This window comes from Pedobacter cryophilus, from assembly GCF_005116455.1.
In the GTDB taxonomy this organism is placed as follows: domain Bacteria; phylum Bacteroidota; class Bacteroidia; order Sphingobacteriales; family Sphingobacteriaceae; genus Pseudopedobacter; species Pseudopedobacter cryophilum.
In genome coordinates, this window is sequence record NZ_SWBP01000004.1 from 269,045 (window position 1) to 291,348 (window position 22,304).

The 22,304-nt window shown below is 34.8% G+C and carries 16 protein-coding genes; 13 read left to right on the top strand and 3 right to left on the bottom strand.

Annotated elements, in window-relative coordinates; all coding sequences use genetic code 11:
• Window positions 1-40: 40 nt before the first annotated feature.
• From FA046_RS12625 to FA046_RS12655, 7 genes are all read left to right on the top strand, one after another.
• Entirely contained in the window at window positions 41-2,470 is a 2,430-nt protein-coding gene (locus FA046_RS12625; RefSeq protein ID WP_136826880.1) for a glycoside hydrolase family 3 N-terminal domain-containing protein, read from the top strand.
• A gap of 20 nt (window positions 2,471-2,490) precedes the next feature.
• A complete protein-coding gene (locus tag FA046_RS12630; RefSeq protein WP_136826881.1) occupies window positions 2,491-4,686 on the top strand; it encodes a glycoside hydrolase family 3 N-terminal domain-containing protein in 2,196 nt (731 codons plus the stop codon).
• 52 nt (window positions 4,687-4,738) lie between these two features.
• A complete protein-coding gene (locus FA046_RS12635) occupies window positions 4,739-6,178 on the top strand; it encodes a hypothetical protein (protein ID WP_205943650.1) in 1,440 nt (479 codons plus the stop codon).
• A gap of 16 nt (window positions 6,179-6,194) precedes the next feature.
• On the top strand, window positions 6,195-7,121 hold the full coding sequence (locus FA046_RS12640; RefSeq protein WP_136826882.1) for a sugar phosphate isomerase/epimerase family protein: 927 nt from the start codon (window positions 6,195-6,197) through the stop codon (window positions 7,119-7,121).
• 4 nt (window positions 7,122-7,125) lie between these two features.
• Window positions 7,126-8,421, top strand: a complete 1,296-nt coding sequence (locus FA046_RS12645; RefSeq protein WP_136826883.1) for a glycoside hydrolase family protein — start codon at window positions 7,126-7,128, stop codon at window positions 8,419-8,421.
• A 249-nt stretch (window positions 8,422-8,670) separates the two neighbouring features.
• Window positions 8,671-9,768: an endo-1,4-beta-xylanase gene (locus FA046_RS12650; protein WP_136826884.1), complete on the top strand. Its 1,098-nt coding sequence runs from the start codon at window positions 8,671-8,673 to the stop codon at window positions 9,766-9,768.
• A 156-nt stretch (window positions 9,769-9,924) separates the two neighbouring features.
• A complete protein-coding gene (locus FA046_RS12655; protein WP_136826885.1) occupies window positions 9,925-11,214 on the top strand; it encodes an endo-1,4-beta-xylanase in 1,290 nt (429 codons plus the stop codon).
• 261 nt (window positions 11,215-11,475) lie between these two features.
• Here the strand turns inward: FA046_RS12655 and FA046_RS12660 are convergent, their stop codons facing one another.
• Complete coding sequence (locus tag FA046_RS12660; RefSeq protein WP_136826886.1) at window positions 11,476-12,105, bottom strand: DUF4159 domain-containing protein; 630 nt, start codon at window positions 12,103-12,105, stop codon at window positions 11,476-11,478.
• Between the two features lie 396 nt (window positions 12,106-12,501).
• On the opposite strand from FA046_RS12660, the gene FA046_RS12665 reads away from it, so the two are divergent.
• The 5 genes from FA046_RS12665 to FA046_RS12685 all read left to right on the top strand — a co-directional run bounded on the left by FA046_RS12665 (window position 12,502) and on the right by FA046_RS12685 (window position 19,967).
• Window positions 12,502-13,500: an AAA family ATPase gene (locus tag FA046_RS12665; RefSeq protein ID WP_136826887.1), complete on the top strand. Its 999-nt coding sequence runs from the start codon at window positions 12,502-12,504 to the stop codon at window positions 13,498-13,500.
• Between the two features lie 111 nt (window positions 13,501-13,611).
• Window positions 13,612-14,532 (top strand): DUF58 domain-containing protein, encoded by a 921-nt coding sequence (locus FA046_RS12670; protein WP_225870926.1) that lies wholly within the window; start codon window positions 13,612-13,614, stop codon window positions 14,530-14,532.
• Window positions 14,533-14,546: 14 nt separating this feature from the next.
• Window positions 14,547-16,037 (top strand): BatA domain-containing protein, encoded by a 1,491-nt coding sequence (locus FA046_RS12675; protein WP_136826888.1) that lies wholly within the window; start codon window positions 14,547-14,549, stop codon window positions 16,035-16,037.
• A gap of 1 nt (window position 16,038) precedes the next feature.
• Entirely contained in the window at window positions 16,039-18,183 is a 2,145-nt protein-coding gene (locus FA046_RS12680) for a DUF4175 family protein (protein WP_136826889.1), read from the top strand.
• A 2-nt stretch (window positions 18,184-18,185) separates the two neighbouring features.
• Window positions 18,186-19,967, top strand: coding sequence for a hypothetical protein (locus tag FA046_RS12685; RefSeq protein ID WP_136826890.1), 1,782 nt, complete (start codon window positions 18,186-18,188; stop codon window positions 19,965-19,967).
• Here FA046_RS12685 and FA046_RS17630 read toward each other — a convergent pair.
• Both FA046_RS17630 and FA046_RS12695 read right to left on the bottom strand, forming a co-directional pair.
• Window positions 19,964-20,206, bottom strand: a complete 243-nt coding sequence (locus FA046_RS17630) for a type II toxin-antitoxin system YafQ family toxin (RefSeq protein WP_136827049.1) — start codon at window positions 20,204-20,206, stop codon at window positions 19,964-19,966. The genes FA046_RS12685 and FA046_RS17630 overlap by 4 nt on opposite strands.
• A 40-nt stretch (window positions 20,207-20,246) precedes the next feature.
• Window positions 20,247-20,534, bottom strand: a complete 288-nt coding sequence (locus tag FA046_RS12695) for a hypothetical protein (protein ID WP_205943651.1) — start codon at window positions 20,532-20,534, stop codon at window positions 20,247-20,249.
• A 94-nt stretch (window positions 20,535-20,628) separates the two neighbouring features.
• On the opposite strand from FA046_RS12695, the gene FA046_RS12700 reads away from it, so the two are divergent.
• Window positions 20,629-22,263, top strand: a complete 1,635-nt coding sequence (locus tag FA046_RS12700; protein WP_136826892.1) for a TldD/PmbA family protein — start codon at window positions 20,629-20,631, stop codon at window positions 22,261-22,263.
• The last annotated feature ends 41 nt before the right edge of the window (window positions 22,264-22,304 follow it).

Consider the following 22,304-nt stretch of genomic DNA (forward strand, 5'->3'; position numbering starts at 1 on the left):
ACTGCATGAAGTAGTTAGAGATTTTTTTTAATTCCGATACATGTTTTTAAAATTTCAATTGTTCAAAAAATCAACTTTCCTTTTAGGATGCACATTATTGGTGAATCCTCTTTTTGCTCAAAAAAAAGCAGCCACAATTTATCATGGTCAGTGGATTGATTTTAATAAAAATGGTATAAAAGATGTATTTGAAGATCCCACACAAACTATAGATAGGAGAGTAGAAAACTTATTGTCGTTAATGACATTAGAAGAAAAAACCAACCAAACAGCTACTTTATACGGTTACGGAAGGGTTTTAAAAGATGAATTACCCACAGCAAAGTGGAAAAATGAAATTTGGAAAGACGGTATCGCTAACATAGATGAGCAATTAAATAGTTTGCCATTTCACCCAAAAGTTACTTCTCAATATTCCTTTCCTTTTAGTAAACATGCTGATGCCATTAATCAGATACAGAAATGGTTTGTAGAAGAAACAAGAATGGGTATTCCGGTAGATTTTACCAATGAAGGAATACATGGTTTAAATCATGATAGAGCAACGCCACTGCCTTCTCCAATTAATATTGGTAGTACCTGGAACAAAGAAATGGTGTACAAAGCAGGTTTAATGGTAGGTAGAGAAGGTAAAGCTTTGGGTTATACCAATATTTATGCGCCTATTTTAGATTTAGCCCGCGACCCAAGATGGGGTAGAGTAGTAGAAACTTACGGCGAAGATCCTTTTTTGGTGGCAGAAATGGGCAAGCAAATGGTTTTAGGAATTCAGGAAAACGGAATAGCTTCTACTTTAAAGCATTTTGCGGCTTACAGTATGCCTAAAGGCGGAAGAGATGGAAATGCCAGAACTGATCCGCACATTGCCCCAAAAGAATTACATGAACTGCATTTGTATCCTTTTAAAAGAGTAATACAAGAAGCCGGCGTAATGGGAATAATGAGTAGTTATAATGATTGGGATGGATTACCTGTAACCGGAAGCAAATATTTTTTGACTGATCTTTTAAGAAAAGAATATGGTTTTAAAGGTTATGTGGTTTCAGATAGTGAAGCGGTAGAGTTTTTGTTAACCAAACATCACGTAGCTCAAGATTATAAAGAAGCCGTAAGGTTGGCTATTGAAGCCGGTTTAAATGTACGTACCAATTTTACGCCTCCTTCAGATTTTATTTTGCCTTTAAGAGAATTAGTTAAAGAAGGTAAAGTATCTATGCAGACTTTAGATAGTAGAGTAGGAGATGTATTAAGAATAAAATTCAGATTAGGTTTGTTTGATCAACCTTATGTTAAAGATCCAAAAGCAGCTGATAAAATAGTTCATACTGCTGATGATGAAGCTTTTGTTACTCAGTTAAACAGAGAATCTTTAGTGTTGTTAAAAAATGAGAACAACACCCTTCCGCTTGATAAAAATAAAATCAAAAATATATTTGTTACCGGTCCGCTTGCTGAGGTAACCAACTACCAGTTGAGCCGTTATGGGCCTTCTAACAATAAAGTAACTTCCGTTTTACAGGGAATAAAAAATTATGCAGGCAATACTTTTAACATCAGCTATGCTAAAGGTTGTGATATTGTAGATGCTACCTGGCCCGAGAGTGAAATTATCCCAACACCTTTAACCGCAAATGAACAAGTTTCTATTGATGAAGCAGTAGCACAAGCAAAAAATGCAGATGTAATTATTGCCGTAGTTGGTGAAGATGAAAAAAGGGTAGGCGAAAGCTTATCAAGAACAGGTTTGGGTTTACCCGGAAGACAATTTCAGTTAATACAAGCTTTAAAAGCAACAGGAAAACCAGTTGTTTTGGTTTTAATTAATGGGCAGCCTTTAACTATTAATTGGGAAAACAGATACGTTTCTTCCATTTTAGAAGCATGGTTTCCTGGTCCGCAGGGAGGAAAAATAATTGCGGAAGCTTTGTTTGGAGATTACAACCCGGGAGGCAAACTATCAGTAACTTTTCCAAAAACAACCGGACAAATAGAATTGAATTTCCCTTACAAAAAAGGTTCGCACAACGGGCAGCCGGGTGATGGTCCAAACGGATTTGGCAATACAGCAGTAGTAGGGGCACTTTTTCCTTTTGGTTACGGTTTGAGCTATACCACATTTGCTTACAAGAATTTAACAGTAACGCCCGAAAAACAATTTGGGCAAGGAAATATTGAAGTTACGGTAGAAGTAACCAATACTGGTAAAATGAAGGGAGATGAAGTGGTGCAACTTTATTTAAAAGATATGCTTACCAGTGTAACTACTTATGAATCTGTTTTAAGAGGTTTTGAAAGAGTAATGATTAACCCTGGTGAAACAAAAACAGTGAAATTCATTCTTCAGCCCAAAGATTTAGAATTATTAGATAAAGACATGAACTGGGTGGTAGAACCAGGTGTTTTTAAAGTAAAAATTGGTTCTTCATCAGAAGATATCAGGTTAGAAAAAGATTTTACCATTATAAAATAAATAAGATTGAACCCATAAAAATGAAATTACTTTTTTTATCATCATGTGTATTTTGGTTTTCGGTACAGGCTTTTGCTCAGAAAATTCCAGATTATAAGAATAAAAATTTATCAATAGATAAACGTGTTGAAGACCTTATTCAAAGAATGACTTTGGAAGAAAAGGTACTTCAACTCAACCAATGGGCTTATGGTAGAAATACCAATGTGAATAACATTGAAGAAAAAAAAAGAGCGGTTAGACCAGAGATTGGTTCCCTTATTTTTCAAAGTGTAAATCCTGTTTTTAGAAATCAGGTTCAAAGAAAAGCAATAGAAGAATCTCGCTTAGGAATTCCCATGTTAATGGGTTTTGATATTATACATGGCTGCCGCACAGTTTATCCAATTCCCTTAGCCCAAGCTTGTTCGTTTAACCCAGATTTAGCCACTCAAGCTTGCGCAGTTGCAGCAAAAGAATCAAAATTATCTGGTTTAGATTGGACTTTTTCTCCCATGGTAGATGTGGCAAGAGACGCCCGTTGGGGCAGGGTTGCCGAAGGTTATGGGGAAGATACTTATCTAAATTCGGTGTTTTCTGCGGCATCTGTTAAAGGATATCAAGGAAAAAGTTTAGCAGATCCTTACTCAATTGCGGCCTGTTTAAAACATTATATTGGTTACAGTTTATCAGAAGGTGGTAGAGATTATCACTCAAGTGATGTATCGCCACAAACACTTTGGGAAACTTTTATGCCTCCGTTTGAAGCTGGCGTAAAAGCTGGTGCAGCTACTTTAATGAGCGGTTTTAATGATATCAGCGGTATTCCGGCATCAGCTAATTACTACACGCTAACTGATGTTTTAAAAAAGCAATGGAAACATACAGGCTTTGTAGTTTCTGATTGGGGTTCAGTCGCAAATTTAATTCCTCAAGGTTTTGCTGCCGATAAAAAGGAAGCCGCATACAAATCTTTTATGGCCGGTGTAGAGATGGATATGGTGGATAACCTTTATACAGAATATTTGGCTGAGTTGGTGAATGAGAAAAAAATTCCGATGAGTAAGATTGACGATGCGGTAAAACGTGTTTTGCAATTGAAGTTTCAGTTAGGATTGTTTGATAAACCTTATGTAGTAGAACTTCCAGAAAGCGAAAGATACTTTAAACCAGAGGATGTAGCTATTGCCGCTAAAATGGCCGAAGAATCTATGGTTTTGTTGAAAAATAATAATGCAACACTTCCATTAAATAGTAATGTAAAGCAAATCGCATTAATTGGTCCAATGGTTAAAGACTCTGTAAATATGTTGGGGTCTTGGGCCGAACATGGAATTCCATCAACTGTAGAAACCATATACGCTGGTTTGCAAAAAGAGTTTAAAAATAAAGCCAATATTAATTATGCTTTAGGATGTGATTTTGATGGTAATGATGAATCTGGTTTTGAAGCCGCATTAGAAGCCGCTAAAAACGTCGATGTAATTATTGCTTGTATTGGCGAAAGAAAAAAATGGAGTGGAGAAAATGCCTCTCGTTCATCTATTGCTTTGCCAGCTATACAAGAACGTTTAATAGAAGCCTTAAAAAAAACAGGCAAACCATTAATCTTGGTTTTATCTAACGGTCGTCCGCTAGAATTAGTTCGTTTAGAGCCACTTGCCGATGCTATTTTAGAAATATGGCAACCAGGCATTGCCGGAGGAACCCCTTTAGCGCAAATCATTTCGGGGAAAATAAATCCTTCAGGTAAATTGGCCATTACTTTTCCATTAACTACCGGTCAAATTCCAGTTTACTATAATAGCAGGCAGCCAGCCCGACCAACTTTAGGGCGTTATCAAGATATCAGCACACAGCCAAAATATTGGTTCGGACATGGATTAAGCTATACCAATTTTGCTTACGGCGATATTAAACTATCCAATACAAAAATTAGAAAAACTGAAAAGTTAACTGCCGAAATTGAGATCACCAACTCGGGTGCAATGACGGGTAAGGAAACCGTTTTATGGTATGTTTCAGATCCATCAGCTTCCATCACCAGACCTTTAAAAGAATTAAAATACTTTGAAAAGAAGGAATTAAAAATTGGAGAAAAAAGGAAATTCGTTTTTGAAATAGACCCGCTCAGAGATTTAAGTTTTCCGGATGGAACCGGAAAAAGACATTTAGAAGCAGGTGATTTTTATTTAATGGTGAATAACCAGAAAGTAAAATTTGAGCTGGTAGATTAATAAGTTCATTTATGAAACAGATACTTCATTATACAATCAATACCTAATTAATATGAAAAGGATACACCAAATTTTCTTGATGTTTTTAGTGATAGGAACCCTGTCTTGCAAAAAATCTAAAGCTCAAGTTGAAACTAAAATAGCGCAACCCACTAAGAGCTATCACCAAGTAAAAGCCAGAACAAATGCTGATAGTCCAAATTGGAGTACTTACACCGCAAAAACCATTGATAGGTTGCCTGGCTTTACTTACACTAAAGACCCAGAAGTAAATAGTTATGGCTCTTGGAAAGTAGAAAAATCTGCTGGAAGTGGTTTTTTTAGGATAGAAAAAAGAGCGAATCGGTGGTGGATTGTTGACCCAGAAGGTTATCCGTTTATACATAAAGGTGTAGCTGTTTACAGGCCGGGAACCTCTGAAAGACAAATAGCGGCTGTAAAAACAAAATATGGGTCAACTAGCAACTGGTTAAAACAAGAAAGTCAGTATTTAAAAGACAACGGATTTAATGGTTTAGGCGCTTGGTCTGATGTTGATTTGGTTAGAACAGCTCAAAATCCATTAGTGTACACCATTATTGTAAGCCCAATGGGCAGCTATAAATCTCAGCATATTAAAAATTATGGAGGCAAATATGAAGTAGCTGGTTGGCAAGGTTACCGCTATGATTTAGCCATGGTTTTTGACCCCGAATTTGATATTTATGTAGAAAAAGAAGTTTCTAAAATTGCAAAATACGCAAATGATAAAAGCCTGTTGGGTTATTTTACTGATAATGAATTACCATGGAAAAACGATGCTTTAGATAGGCATTTAAATTTTTTAGGTAAAACCGAAGCAGGTTATATTGCCGCTAAAAAATGGTTAGATGACCGTAAAGGAAAAGATGCTTCTATAACAGATGTAACTGCCGAAGATCGTTTGGCTTTTACCGGGTTTTATTTTGAAACTTATCTTAAAAAGGTAACTGCAGCTATAAAAAAATACGATCCTAACCACCTTTACTTAGGTTGTCGTTTTAATCAAAGTGCCGAAGAATTAAACAATCCAGAAATGTTTAAAGTTGCAGGTAAGTACATTGATATAATTTCTATAAACCATTATAGAAAGTGGGAGCCAGATCAAACCATAATGGCTAACTGGGCAAACTGGTCGGGCAAACCTTTTTTAATTACAGAATGGTACACCAAAGGCGAGGATTCTGGCTTACCAAATAAAACTGGTGCCGGGTGGAATGTTCCTACTCAGGCAGATCGTGGTTATTTCTACCAAAATTTCACCATAGAGTTGTTAAAAAGTAAAGCTTGTGTAGGCTGGAATTGGTTTACTTATCAGGATAATGACCCACTTAATTTAAACACCGATCCTTCTAATCGTGATTCTAATAAGGGTATTGTAGATTCAGATTTTAAGCCTTATCAACCTTTAATGGATAATATTAAAACGCTTAATACCCATTCTTATGAGCTCATTAAATTTTTAGATAAATAGTATTAAAATAAATATCATGCGAGTTATTTTCATAATATGTTTCTTGTTCTTAAGTAGTCAGTCATCATTCGCTCAAAAAGCTAAAAAAGGCAAAAATCCATCACCAATCATATTATCATTAAATGCTTATTCTTTTAATGATTTGTTAATGGCAAGAGATAAAAGAGACAATCAGCAATTGTACACCTTTTTTAACTTGTTAGATTGGTGCAAAAGCCAAAATATTGAAGCTTTAGATGCAACTGGTTATTTTTTTCCAACCTATCCTAAAGTGCCTTCAGATGAGTATATCTATAAATTAAAAAATAGAGCTAAAGAATTAGGGATAACAATTAGTGGAACAGGAATTCGTAATGATTTTGCATCTCCAGACCCTGCTGTAAGGGCAGCCGGAGTGGCTCTTGCAAAAGAATGGATATTAGTTGCTGAAAAATTAGACGCACCAGTTTTAAGATTATTTGCTGGCGAAATTCCAAAAGGATATGAAAACAGATGGGATGAAGTTGCTGGTTGGATGATTGAATCGTACAAAGAATGTGCTGCTTTTGCTGAAAAACATGGGGTTATCATCGGAATACAAAACCATGGAGATATGTTGCAAACAGCAGAGCAATGTATAAAAGTAATTAAAGGCGTTAACTCTAAAGCAGCAGGAATTATAGTAGATACAGGCAATTTTAAAACAGAAAATCCTTATGCAGATATTGAGGCTATGGTACCTTATGCAGTAAACTGGCAAATTAAGGAAAGTGCTTTTGGTATTGGTAACCCGATAGAAACAGATTATGTTAAGATTATGGAAATCCTAAAAAGACAAAATTATAAAGGCTTTTTGCCCATAGAAACCATTTTAGTGAGAGGCGTTCCTTATGATCCTTTTGAGTTAGTACCCGCTATGTTTGATAAATTAAGAAGTGCTCAAAAAAAGGTTTTTAAAAACTAAGCTGATGTTTAAATTCATAATCACAACTTTAATTTTAGCGATTTCTGTATGTTCATTATCGGCTCAAATAAAAATCAGTCCATACCTAATGGGGCAAAATGCTTGGGGAAGGGGAGATATTTTTAGAGTTCAAAAAGAAGTTGAACAAGTAAAATACCAAACCATTAGAATTGGGGGAAATGGTTATGAAAATAGTGGTTTTATAACAAATCAAGCTATTAAATATATTGATTACGCTCGTTCTGTTGGTGCCGAGCCATTTTTGCAAATGCCTCGCCAATTAAGAAATGATAATAAAGCCTATGAAGCAGTCAAATATTTAAATGGAGAGAAAGGAAAGAATATTAAATTTTGGAGTATTGGTAATGAGCCTGATCATAGAAATCAATTATCTTCTCCGGAAGATGTGTATGATTATTTCACCAAAATAAGTACTCAAATAAAAAAGTACGACCCTAAAGCTAAAGTAATGGGTTTTGATTTAGCTTCTTATACCCTAAAATACATGGATAGATTTTTAGGTGGCGATTTAGATTTAACAGGTAAAATACCAGGGACTGATGTTTATTATTTAGATGGAGTTACTTTTCATAACTACAAATTTTTAGATATTTCTCGCTTTGAAGCGGATGTTAAACTACTAAAAACGAAGCTTGCTAAATTTAACGCAGCCAGACCAAAAGAGAATCAACTCACTTGGTCTATTACAGAGTTTAATACCCATTGGATAGTTGATCCAAAATTAGAAGAACGCTACCAACCTTATACCTTTCATAACGGGCAAATATTTGCCGAAATGTATGATTTAGGAATGAGAGAGGGAGCCTTTACCATTTGCCCATGGAGTATTTTAGAGGGTGGTGCAGATAGAGAAGGAACAGACTTAAGTATGTTTGATTTAGTAAATGGTAAATATGAGAAACGCTCTAATTATTACCATACCCAAATGCTGGCTCAAAACATTAAAAAGCAATATTTAAGTCATCAAGACAATAGCAAAGATTTGGTGATTATCCCCATGGGTGATAAATCAGGAATAGCCATTATGATATTAAACAAGAGTAAAACTCAGCCAATTAATTATACGCTGCAACTCAACCATAAAAAACTAAAAGTTGATGATGTTCTTATTAATGTGAATGCAAAAACGAATAAAAAAGTAACAGATTCCATTTCAGCATCATGTACTCAAATGTTAGTGTTTAATTCTAAAGGAAACTTGATTAAAAAATATACCTATTCCTCTAAAAATGCAGATGCTAAATCTGAACCCGTTCTTGTCCTTTATAAAGGTAATTAACAGGCCTATTTTCTTGAATTATTTAACACGAAAAACGTTTAAAACCTCAAAGTACATTTAGACCCTTAATTAAGGATAAACAGACGCCTCCAAATACTTAAAAGCAAGCATATTTGTATATCGCTATCATCTAAAAGATAGAGAAATTGAATACCAATTATATTTTATTAGAGTTGATTTGCTTTTTTGGTTGAAATAAACCCCGTAAAAAGAAAGTGTTTTCTCCTCTTAAAACTTAAAAAAATTAAAATGAAAAAGAGTATTTTCTACATCGGTATCTTGCTAATTTTTTCTGCAGCTTGTAAAAAAACTATAAACGATAAGCCAGTTGTGGTAAACCCACCCGTTGTGGTTATTCCTCCGGTTGTTACTACTCAAAAGCTTACAGAGCTTGCTAACTTTAAGATTGGTGCTGCTGTTAAAATGGCTAATATCACAGGTGAAGCCGCTTATTCAAATACGCTTAAAGGAGAATTTAATCAATTAACTGCCGAGTTTGAGATGAAGATGAACTTTATCTGGACATCAGAAAATAATTATGATTTTAGTAAAGTAGATTACCTGGTAAACTATGCTCAACAAAATAATATGACCGTACATGGTCATGCCTTGTTATGGTATCAATCTTTTCCAGATTGGTTTAAAAATGCCAATTATGATACGGTAGCTTTTGAAAGTAAGGTTAAAGTTTACATAGAAACAGTGGTGGGCAGGTATAAAGGCAAAATTAGAAGTTGGGATGTTGCCAATGAAATTTTTAATGACGATGGAACCATGAGGATAGAATCTCAAATTCAAGGAAAATTTAAAGATCCAGTTGGTTTTGTAGGCAGGTGTTTTAAGTATGCAGCTGCGGCTGACCCGGATTGTAAATTGTTTTATAATGATTACAGCGTAGTGCTTGCTTCTGGGAAGAGAAATGCAATGAAAAACATGGCCATAAGATTTAAAAATACGGGAGTGCCTATACATGGCTTGGGAGATCAGTTTCATTATAGAATAAGTACTAGCCAAACCACCATAAATAATGGCTTTGCAGATTTAGTGAGTACGGGTTTGTTAATTCATCTTTCAGAAATTGATTGTAAAGTGAACGTGAATAATTCTCCAACCTATGTTTTAAACAGTACAGACCTTCAAAAACAATCTGATTTTTATAAAAACACAGCAAAATTATACAACGCCATTCCTGCAAATCAAAAATTTGGAATGACCATGTGGGGAATTACTGATAAAAACACTTGGCTTAGAGATAGCGGAAACGGCAATAAGGAATATCCTTTATTGTTTGATGAAGTTTATGCTAAAAAGCCAGCTTATGCAGGTTTTTTAGAAGGCTTAAAGTAAAATAACCATTTATTTTTTTGGGAAAAATTCTAATGATTCATCATTATTAGAATCTCTATGCCTTTATTTTCTTCAAATTAATTCAAAACCAACAAAAATTTAGAAACCATAAAATTAATTATCGAATAAAAATCAATTAAACCAAAAACCAAACGAATGAAAAAAGCAATTTTAATTGTTGCAGCCGCAATAACTTTTGCAGGATGTAAAAAATCAGTTCAAAACATCACTAAAGAGGGAGAATCAAATTTAGTTTCAGTAAATGCGCTTACGGGGAATGAGCGTTTACAAACAGCTAACGTTGATGTACAAGTTGGTGTTGCTATAGCCTTAAACCCTTATCAAACAAATACTTTATATTCTAATCTAGTCAAGCAGGAATACAATAGTATAACTGCTGAAAATGACATGAAATTTGGAGAACTTCAACCTGCAGAGAATGATTTTTATTTAGATGATACCACCATAGAACATGCGGCTAAATACAACGGTAATAAACGAATTCACGGTCATGCTTTAATTTGGTATTCTAGCAACCCAGGTTGGTTAGATTATGTAGATGCAAATACATCTGCAGCAAATAAATACAGTAGGTTTAAAGGAATAATGGAAAAACATATTTCTACGGTAGTTAAACATTATAGCAGAGCCAGTTCTATTTATAAAGATGCTGCGGGTAAACCATTAATGAAATCTTGGGATGTAGTAAATGAAGTTTTTAATGATAATGGAACTTATAGAGGTAGCGGACAGGCAACTTCTAATCAAGATAGAGATTTTAGTGTTTGGTATAAAAATTTACCTAATCCAGCTAACGGACAAAAAGGAATTCATCATGTTGAATTAGCATTTAGAGCTGCAAGAAAAGCCGCCAATGAAAACGGAGATACAGATTTGAAATTGTTTTACAACGATTTTGGTCACGAGTATTCTAAAGCTAAAACAGATGCCATATTTGCTATGGTAAACTACCTTAAAAACATTACCGAAGGAGGTAAGCCAATTATTGATGGAGTTGGGTTACAATTCCACATGAATTACGCTACAAAAACTGATGATACACCCGCTAATGCTAGTGGTAATATTGAGTATGCGATAAGAAAAATGAAAGAAACCGGGTTAAAAGTGCATATTTCTGAATTAGATATAAGTAGAGCTAAAAAAGAAATTAACGGGAGCATTAATAATGATTTAACTACCGAGCAGCAACGCAAAGACGGGCAATATTTTCGTTATTATTATGTGCCTCAAATGTATAGAGCTATTGTTCCGGCAAATCAACGTTGGGGAATTACCCTTTGGAATGTTGGCGATTCTGATTCTTGGTTAAGAAACCCATCAACCAATAACGGGTACGCAACATTATACAACCCAACTTTTTATACTAAAAAATACACTTACGAGCGCTTTTACGACGGTCTAAAAAATGCAATTACCGTCGAATAATAAAATTTAAAAGATCAAGCAATTGTTTTAGAGCCTGTTTAAATTTATATCGTGAGAATGTTTACAGCTTATTTTTGAGCGAAACGAGGCAAACTTGTAGAAATATCGAGGATACTATCTCGTAAAATTTAACGAAGATGCAGCCAATAAGAAGCATAAACAAATTATTAGATAAATTTAAATAGGCTATTAGTTGCTTGATTTTTTAATTTAATTGCAAATCATAATTTAATAGCAATAAAAATTTTATGTGCAAATGGTTTAACTGTTTACCCCCATTGCATATAAAATAATATTTACCCCAAATTTGGTGTTGTCTTCTGCTAAAAAGCGTTTGTTTCTAAAATCATAATCCCACTCGCAGCCATAATCTTTGTTGCTGTACAAAACGCCAATTCTATTATTTACCTGAATGGCTTTTAGGTAATCATGCACCAAATCATCTCCCCAGCCATTTAACTCAAAAGAAGTAGTAGGCGGGCCTTTTTCAAACTTAAAAAATGAAGAGTAAATGGGATGGTTGTTGGCAATCTTTTTTAAAGCCTGAGACCCAAAAATATTGCTCATTTGGGTTTCAAAAGATTTAGCAAACAAGCCGTCAATATCATGGTTGCAATCGTCAACAAATACAAAACCTCCATTTTGTACATAAGTTTTAAAATTTGCCGCTTCTTGCTTATCAAATTGTACCAGCTTATGCCCGCTTAAATAGCAAAAGGGATATTTAAAAATATCATTGCTAGAAAGAGAAACCACTTTTTCTTCGGCTTCTAAAGGGATGGTGGTGTATTCTAATAAAGAATTGAGCAAATTTGCAGGCATCCTTTGGTCGGTGTCCCAATCACCCGAATTGTATTTTATTCTTGCGAATGTAAACTTAGAACCAATCATGCTTCTAAAATAAAGTAAAATTCATATTGAATTAATTTTCCTGTTAAATAAATTGTAATTTTTTTGATATTTTGTTGAATGATTCAAAATATTAGAGGGATAGCCCTATATTGAAAATTAATTGATAAGTAGCATATTTTGGTGATTTGGAGTTTGAAATAAAACGCTCATTTGGTTTTGATATTTTGTTTTGTGTTAACGATGGAAACGGCATCCCCGCCTGAATGGGACGGGCAGGCTTTTTTGCTTTTTCGGCAAAAAAGATACCTTGCCTGCGGCAGGCAGGTAGTGGACAGCGTGTTCTCCCGATAGCTATCGGGACGCCCAAAATACCATATTAATACAATCCTATTTTTTGATTAAAGATTCAACAACATTTTAAATAAAATACTCGCTTTGGAAAGTTCAGAAACAGAAGTTAAAAGTTTAATTAATAAACTAGCCTTACTAAAAAACGAAATTCAGAAAGTAATTGTAGGGCAAGATGTAATTATTGAAGAAATGTTGGTGGCGTTAATGGCTGGCGGCCATTGTTTATTAGAGGGAGTGCCGGGTTTGGCAAAAACTTTAATGGTACGCACCATGTCGCAAGCCTTACACCTTTCTTTTAGAAGGATTCAGTTTACCCCAGATTTAATGCCTACAGATATTGTAGGGACTGAAATTTTGGAGGAAGACCATGTAACGGGTAAGCGTTTTTTTAAGTTTAATAAAGGGCCTTTGTTTGCAAATATTGTATTGGCAGATGAGATCAATAGAACGCCACCCAAAACGCAGGCAGCTTTGCTAGAAGCGATGCAAGAATTTGAGGTGACTTATGGCGGGCAAACCTATCCTTTAGACCGACCGTTTTTTATTTTAGCCACCCAAAACCCTATTGAACAAGCAGGAACTTATCCGCTTCCAGAGGCGCAATTAGACCGTTTTTTACTCTACATAAAAATTGGTTATCCTACACAAGAAGAAGAAACCCGAATTTTAAGCAGCACAACAGGCTCTAAAAAGGTAAAAGTAGAACCCATTATTAATGGCGATGAAATTCAGAAAATACAATCGTTGGTAAGAGAGGTAAGCATTAGCGATGATTTAATTGAATATGTAAGTCATATTATAAGAGCTACTAGGCCAGATACTACCACCGTTGCATATATAAAAGAATGGGTAAGATGGGGAGCTGGTCCACGAGCCGGGCAAGCATTAATTTTGACCGCCAAAGCAAGAGCGCTATTTCATGGTAGATACGCAGTAATTATGGAAGATTTACACGCTATGGCTTATCCGGTTTTACGGCACAGGGTGTTAATGAATTTTAAAGCTGACGCCGAGGAAGTAACTTCTGATATGGTGACCACCGAATTGTTAAAAGAAGTGAAGAGAAAGAGCCTTATCCTTTGAAATGGTGTGTTAATTGAAAACGCAGTGCAGCCCTCTCCAAAGGAGAGGGGAAACATAATTAAGTGATTTAACCAATAAACTTTGTCTCCCTCTCTTTTGGAGAGGGCTGAGATGAAAAAAGTAAAAGCAGAAACTTTAATGGGTGAGGCCAAATTATTAAATCCTAAAATATTAATGGCAATTAAAGACCTTTCATTAGCGGCTAAAACCGTGGTGGATGGCTTTATGAGCGGAATTAATAAAAGCACTATTAAAGGTGCCGGGTTAGAGTTTAGTCAGTACAGAAGTTACCAGCCTGGTGATGATTTGCGCTCCTTAGACTGGAAAATGTTTGCTCGCTCAGATCGTTATTACATTAGAGAATCTGAGGTGGAAACCAATATTTCTATTCGTTTTTTGGTTGATGCCAGCGCTTCTATGAATCACAGCGATGGCGATTTTAAGAAGATAGATTATGCCAGATATTTAGTGGCTTCTTTGGCTTATTTAGGCAATTTACAAGGAGATGCTATTGGTTTATATGTTTTTAAAGATGGCGGAATTTTCTCTATGGCTGCCAAACAAGATTATCAGCATTTATCAAGGTTGTTTCATCAATTAGAAACCATAAAACCCGAAGGCACTTTTACCAAGCCCATACATTATAAAGAATTATATAGTGGCGCTCAAAAGAGAGAATTACTCATTTTTGTAACCGATTTATACCAGCAAAACGAAGAGATTTTCCAATTATTAGATACCCTAAATACTTTAAAGCATGAAGTAGTGGTGTTCCAAATTATGGCTAAAAATGAGTTGGATTTAGATTTTAAAGGTTATTCTAGTTTTGAGGATTTAGAAACCGGACAAACCATACAAATAGATCAGGCTGTAGCCAGAAAAAATTATAAAGAGCAGTTAGAAAAGCACTTGGAGCAAATGCGTATTAAATTGTTAGATAAGCATATTTATTACAGAATGTTAACCACAGATCAGCCATTAGACCAGGCTTTAAGAGATTTTTTAAATCAAAGAAATAAGCTTAGAAATTAGTACAGACCAATAAAATGCAGTTTTTATATCCCATAGCTTTTTTTGCCATCATCGGAATAATAGTTCCGATAATGATTCATTTGTGGAATGTAAAACAGGGGAAAACTTTAAAAATTGGTAGCATTATTTTTTTAGGCGAAAGTTCTAGCAAAAGCTCCAGAAGTTTTAAAATTACCGATTGGCTTTTACTCCTTTTACGCTGCTTGTTGATTTTGATTATCGCCTTTTTATTAGCTGAGCCTTTTATTAATGATAAACTAGTTGCAAATGGTGATAAAGGTTGGGTGCTGATAGAAAAAGAGCAAATTAAAAATTTAAGCAAAACCAATTTAAAAGAAATAGATTCTTTAACGCAAAGCGGATTTGAAATTCATGATTTAAACATCAATTTTCCAGCGCTCAATTTAAAAGATACAGCAAGTTGGCAAGAAACAAACACAACCAAACTATCTTCCAGTTCGCTTTTAAAACAATTAAATACCCAACTTCCAGCTGGTTTTAAGGTGTATTGGTATGGCGCTAATTTATTAAATCAATATCCTGATGAAGTGCTAAAATCTTCTTTAGCTATTCAATTCAGAAATATTTTAAAGACTGATTCTACTGTTTTTAAAGTTGCCGAAGCTTATTTTACCAATAAGGATAGCCTAAAAGTTTTGTTGATAAATTCAACTTCGGGCCAAACAAATTACAGCTTCCAAAACGTAAATGATCAAACTAAAAATGTGCTGTTAAAAATAGATTCGGGATTAAGTTTTTTAAAAACTAAAGAGCAGTCAAGCTGGATAAAAGCAGACACTAATACGGTTTACGTTTCGGTTTATGAAGCGCAAAATCAAAAAGATGCCAGTTATTTGAAAGCAGCAATTTTAGCGATTAGAGATTACAGCGGAAGAAAAATTAGTGTTCAAGTAGTTAAAAATCCTAAAGAAATTTCGCCTCAAACTAATATTTTGTTTTGGCTATCTACAGCGGCAATTCCTCAAAACCTAAAAGAGGAAATAATTTTGTTTAGCTATGAAGATGGGAAAGAAGAAGTTTTAAATTCTACCATTCAAACAAAAGTAAATTTAGTAAAAAACGAAAGCACTTTTGCTTTATATAAAAGGATTTTATATAAAGATGAAAATGCTAACGCCATTTGGACAGATGGTTTTGGAAAATCTATTTTATCTTATCAATATGCAAATCAATTGCATCATTACAGGTTTTATAGCAGATTTAACCCCCAATGGACAGATTTAGTGTGGAGCGAAGAATTTGTAAAAGCCCTGATGCCTTTAGTTTTGGTGACACCTTTGGCTCAAAACCAATTTGGCTTTGAGTTAGATTCGGCAGATCAAAGAGCGGCTACTCAACCATTTTTTTATTCGCAAAATAATCTTAAAAAGAAAGCAGAAAGAGCCGTTGCCCAGCAAAATCCCATCAGTAATTGGGTGTGGATTTTGGCGTTTTTAGTATTTGCTTTAGAACGAATTTTGTCTTTTAAACAAAAGAAAGCTTGATATGGAATTTATAGAAAGCAAAAAATGGATAGATAATTTTAAGAGAAAATGGCTCATTTTTTCTTTGCTGAGGTTGTTGATGCTTTCTGGTGCAATAGCTTTGGTGGGCGCTACACTTATCAGCCATTTTTCTTCTATTTCTTTTTTACTAATTTTACCCATTTTGTGGTTGATAGTTTTAGTTTTTCTTTGGATAATCAATCCAAAAGGCATTGAAATTAAAGATATTTCCACTTACCTCGATCAGCAATTCCCGGTTTTAGAAGAAAGTTCAGCCTTGGTTTTACAACCTTCAAATTCCTTAAGTTTTTTACAAAAATTACAGGCTTCAAAAGTTAATGAGCTGTTGCCACAATTAGCGCAACCTAAAGAACCTATCAGTAAATTAAAATCAGGGTTTTTGTTTCTTTTTATAGGATTAAGCATCAGCTTTTTGATGACTAAATTACCCGTCAAAAGTGAATTTATGGATACGGGTTCCTCAGCATCGGCGAAAGCCAAATTATTAACCGACAGTATACCTTCAGAAATAGAGCGTTTAAGTGTTCAAATTTTGGCACCTGCTTATACCAAATTAGGAAGTAGAAATCAAAATCAGTTTACATTAAAAGTACCAATTGGTGCTACCGTTAATTGGAAAATCACTACAAATCAATCGGTTAAAGAAATAAATTTTATTTTTAACGATAGCCAAGTCATCGGCTTAAAGCCTTTAAATAAAGAAAAAACAGAATGGGCAACTCAAAAAATATTAAAGCAAACGGGCTTTTATCAGGTAGAATTAGACGGAAAACGATCTGATTTGTATGAAATAGCTGTTGTTTTAGATTTGCCTGTGGCCATCAAAGTAAATAAGCCGGCGCAACAAAGTGTGATAGATTTTGGGCAACCTCAACAAGTGAATCTTCAGGTTTTATTGACTGATGATTATGGCATTAGCGATGCTTTTATTGCAGCCACTGTAACCAGCGGAAAAGGGGAAGGGGTGAGTTTTAAAGAACAAAAAATTGCTTTTAATAAAGCTGTTTCTGGTAAGCAGCAAGCGCTAAATCAGCTTATTAATTTGAGAGCTTTAGGGATGAAACCCGGAGACGAGCTTTATTTTTATGTAAAAGCGAAGGATAATTTTGGACAAGAAAGCAGATCGGATATTTATATAGTTTCCATTCAAGATACTTCAGAATTGATGAGTTTAACAGGATTAGCTAGCGGTGTAAATTTGGTGCCCGAGTATTTTAGAAGTCAGCGCCAAATTATTATTGATACCGAGAAATTGCTCAAAGAAAAAGCAAGCATAACGGATACAGAATTTAAAAACAGAAGCAACAATTTAGGGATTGATCAAAAATTATTGAGGCTGCGTTATGGTAAGTTTTTAGGCGAAGAATCTGAAACTTATGGCGCTGAGGGAAAAGTAGAAGAGCATAGTGCCGATGATGGACATAACCACAGTAAAGAAGAAAATGTAAAATTTGGTGATGTGCAAGCGCTAATGGATGAGTACGCTCACAAACATGATAACGCAGAAGATGCTGGCTTTTTTGAACCCGAATTGAAATCAAAATTAAAAGCTACGCTAACAGAAATGTGGAGTGCCGAATTGCGCTTACGTACTTACAAGCCGCAAGAAGCTTTACCTTTTGAATATAAAGCGTTAAGATTATTGAAAGATTTGCAGCAAAGTTCTAGAGCTTATGTTGCCAAAACAACGGTGAAAACATCGCCACTTAAAGACGAAAAAAGATTGACCGGAGAGTTGGATAAAATCACCAATCCGGTAAATAATGCAATGCTAATAACCACAGACCAAAAAGCAGCAAACTTAAAAAAAGCCATTGCTGTTTTAGAGCAGTTAAAGCAAAAGCCACAACTTTCTGTAATTGATAAAAGGATGTTGAATACCGCTCAAATAGAATTAATTACGGCTGCTTCTAAAAGTCCATCAGCTTATTTACCCGCTTTAAAGTTGATGAAGAAAACTGTGAATGGAGAGGTGAAAATCAATAATTCAGAAATTGATCTGATAGAAAACGCTTTGCAAAAGTTGCTTGGTAATGTGCAACCTTTACCACAAGCAGGTTCTGGCGTGGCAGCATCTTCTTTAGGGAAATCATACTTTCAAAACCTAAAAAACGGGAAACAATAAATATGAATGTTCACTATATCATCATCCTTTCTGCTTTAATTTTTCTAGCGTTCCTTTTGTTTAAGGAGTGGAAAAGGGAAAATAGCAGTCGTTTATGGATACGAATGATAGGTTCTGCAATTGCAGTGGTTTCGTTGGTTTTATTATTAATTCCTATTAAATATGAGGTAGAAAAAAAGGAATCTATAAATGAGTTAGTGATATTTACCGAGGGTGTAAATTTAGATAGCCTTCCTAAAAATAAAAAAGTTTATACGGTTGATTCCTCTTTGTTGCAGAAGAATTTTAAAACCAAACTCACCTATATTCCAGATTTAGCCTATTATTTAGCAAAACATCCTCAAGTAAAGCAAGTAAATGTTTATGGCAATGGTTTAGCTTCCGCAGATTTAGCGAGCATAAAAAAACTTCAATTCACTTTCCATCCATCTGCTTTTCCATCAGGCATACCATCCATTTATTGGGATAGGCAAATCATTAGCACCCATAAATTGCAAGTGCAAGGGACTTATTTAAATAACCTTTCAAAACCTGTTCAATTAGTTTTAAAAGGATTGGGTTCAAATTTAGATTCTGTGGTGATTAATAAAAAGGAAAGTATTTCTTTTTCTTTAACCCATACTCCAAAACTAGTTGGAAAAGCAGTTTATAAACTTATCGCTTTAAGCGGAAAAGATACTTTGTCACAAGAAGAAATTCCTTTTGAGGTGATAGAAAAGCCACCTGTTAAAGTTCTTGTTTTAGCTGCAAGCCCAGATTTTGAGTATAAATTTCTAAAAAACTGGTTATATCAAAATCAATATCCAGTAGTTTTTAGAAGTCGGATAAGTAAAGATAAGTTTAGTGTAGATTATTTAAATACTAAATCTACAAGCGTAGATAAAGTGAATCAGTCCCTTTTGCAACAATTTGATTTGCTTATTGCAGATGATGCAGAGTTAGCTTTATTATCCGCCAGTGAGAAATTAACCTTAGAAAAACAAATAGAACAGGGTTTGGGCTTATTGATTAGAATAAATGAAAACAAACCTATTTCTGTTTTTAGCAAAAAGTTTGCTTACGGTGCTCCATCTACTATTAGAGATAAAAGTTATCGCTTAAAGCTGATGGAAAATTTATTATCTCCCTTAGAAATTGATCAGCCTTTATATTTCAATTTAAAAAGCGGAAATCAGCCTGTAGTCTTTACCAGCGAGGCTAAAATTATGGTGAATAATATGATGTACGGTTCGGGTAAAATTATGGTTTCTACCATTCCGGCAACCTATCACTGGTTTTTAAATGGGTTAAAAATTGATTACGCCAATTTTTGGACCGAGTTAATCAATAAATCAGCAAAAAAATATAATAATCAACTCCAATATAAAATAGAACCTGCTTTTCCATTAATCAACCAGCAAGCCAATATCCATATAGAAAATCCAGAGGCAGGAAACCCCGTTTCCATTCTGGTAGATAGTTTGGTTTTAGCGCCTTTACAAAACAAGTATATGCCTTTTGTATGGAAAGGTACTTTTTGGCCACAGCAAAAAGGTTGGCATTCGCTAAAAGTTAACCAGCAGTCGGCAACTTCATTTTATGTATTTGGTGAAAATAGTTGGAGCAGTATTAGAGATGCAGATAAAATTAAAGCGAATCTTCAAATAGCTAAAGTCCAACTACAAAAACCAGCTGAATTATTAGAAAAATCAGAAAAAGAAAAACGAGAAGTTTCTAAATGGTGGTTTTTCTTTCTTTTTTTGATGAGTGCAGGTTATTTGTGGGCTGAAGGGAGGATGGATTAGAATAAATCAGAATGCGAGCCAGCTCTTAGTAAAATAATCTCGTTTTGTTCTGTTATTTCAAACCAAATTAGTAGTAAGTCAGGTTTAATGTGCGCTTCCCAATTATCTTTATAATTTCCAGAAAGTTTATGAGGGCGATATTTTTTGTCTAATCCAATAGCTCCATCTTGTTGAAGAAGCTCTAAAAAAATAATTAATAGTTCGGTATTTCTTTTTGATCGCTTTTTAAGGGTTTTAATATTTTCTTAAACTGGTGAGTAGGTATAAGAGCAAACATTATTATAGAGATTTAATAAAACCCTCAACAGTTTCAATAGGTTTATCTAACCCAATACCTTTATGAGCGTCATCTATTGTTTTAGCGGTCAAAGCATTTAGTTTTTTAGATGATTTTCTGGTTTCTGCCTTTTTAATGGTAACACCTAGCTCTTTGAGCAGTTGTTTTACCAAGGCACTTTTTTTTTCTGGAATGTTGATGATGAGTGTTTCCATAAACAAATATAAGAATTTTACTTCCCAAAAATAATTGCCATTCATAAATGTAGTTTGCCTCCTTCCAACCTCCATTGAAACATAAATCTTACAAAACAAAATTTTAATTCATTCAAAATAATAGCTAGATTGAATTTTAAAATAAACAGCTTATAAAGGAGGAATCAGCTTGAAAAGAAAAGACTTTTTATATTTATCAGGAATGGGTTTAGGAGCTACTTTGCTGCCTAACTTATCTGCTTTTGGAAATCCAATAGATCCGTTACAAGCCTTAGATGGGGTTGATGTTAGGATTAAAAAGCAAATGGCTGATGTAGCTTTAAACGCTGCAAGGTCTAAAGGTGCAACTTATGCCGATGTAAGAATTGGCAGATACCTTAATCAGTTTGTCTCCACCAGAGAAAAAAGAGTACAGGGTGTAGCCAATACAGAATCTTATGGTATTGGTATCCGAGTAATTGCCAATGGATGTTGGGGTTTTGCAGCCACCAACAAAATGACCATGGATGACATTGCAAAAGCAGCCGAACAAGCTGTTGCCGTTGCCAAAGCAAATGCTAAAATTCAGGGCGAACCAGTCCAGTTGGCTCCTCAAAAAGGTTTTGGTGAAGTAAGCTGGAAAGCACCAATAGAAATTAACACCTTTGCCGTACCGGTTAAGGAGAAAGTTGATTTGCTGCTTCAAGTAAATGATATTGCGTTGCAAAACGGAGCAAGTTTTGTGAATTCAGTAATTTTCGCGGTAAACGAACAAAAATATTTTGCCTCTACAGATGGGTCTTATATAGATCAAGATATTCATCGTATTTTCCCTTCATTTGGAGTCACAAAAATTGATAAAGCATCCGGTAAATTCCAAACTCGTTCTTCCTTAAGTTCGCCAATGGGAATGGGATATGAATATTTAACGGCTGGTCCGCAAGATAAAGTCCCTGGTATTGTGCCTCGTTATAAAGGCAGGTATGATATGCTGGAAGATGTAAAGTTTGCAGCTTTAAATGCCACTGAAAAAATCACAGCAAAATCTGTGGAGCCAGGTAAATACGATTTAGTTTTAGATCCATCGCATTTATGGTTAACCATTCATGAGTCTGTTGGGCATCCAACCGAGTTAGATAGGGTATTAGGTTACGAGGCAAATTATGCTGGTACAAGTTTCTTAACGTTAGATAAATGGAAATCTAAAAACTTCAAATTTGGTAGCGATAAAGTAAATATTGTAGCTGATAAAACCCAAAAAGGTTCTTTAGGCGCAGTAGGTTATGATGATGAAGGCGTAAAATGTGGTAAATGGGATATTATTAAAGATGGAGTTTTGGTGAACTACCAAGCCATCAGAGATCAGGCCCATATTTTAGGATTAAAAGAATCTCAAGGCTGTTGCTACTCTCAAGGGTGGGATGATGTGCAGTTCCAAAGAATGCCAAACGTTTCGCTACAACCCGGAAAAGAAAAATTAAGTGTAGATGATATGATCAAAAATGTAGAGAAAGGAATTTACATTATTGGTAATGGCAGTTTCTCTATAGATCAGCAACGTTATAATTTTCAGTTTGGCGGACAAATTTTCTATGAAATTAAAGATGGAAAAATTGTAGGCATGTTAAACGATGTATCTTACCAGGCAAACACCCAAGAATTTTGGAATTCTTGTGCCGCTGTTTGCGATGAAAGTGACTACCGCTTAGGTGGATCTTTTAACGATGGAAAAGGCCAGCCTTCACAAAGTAGCGCCGTTTCTCATGGCAGTCCAACCACTCGTTTTAACGGAGTAAACGTGATCAATACAGCAAGAAAAATATAAATGAAGGTTGTAGGTATAAGGTTTTAGGTTAAAGGTTTTTT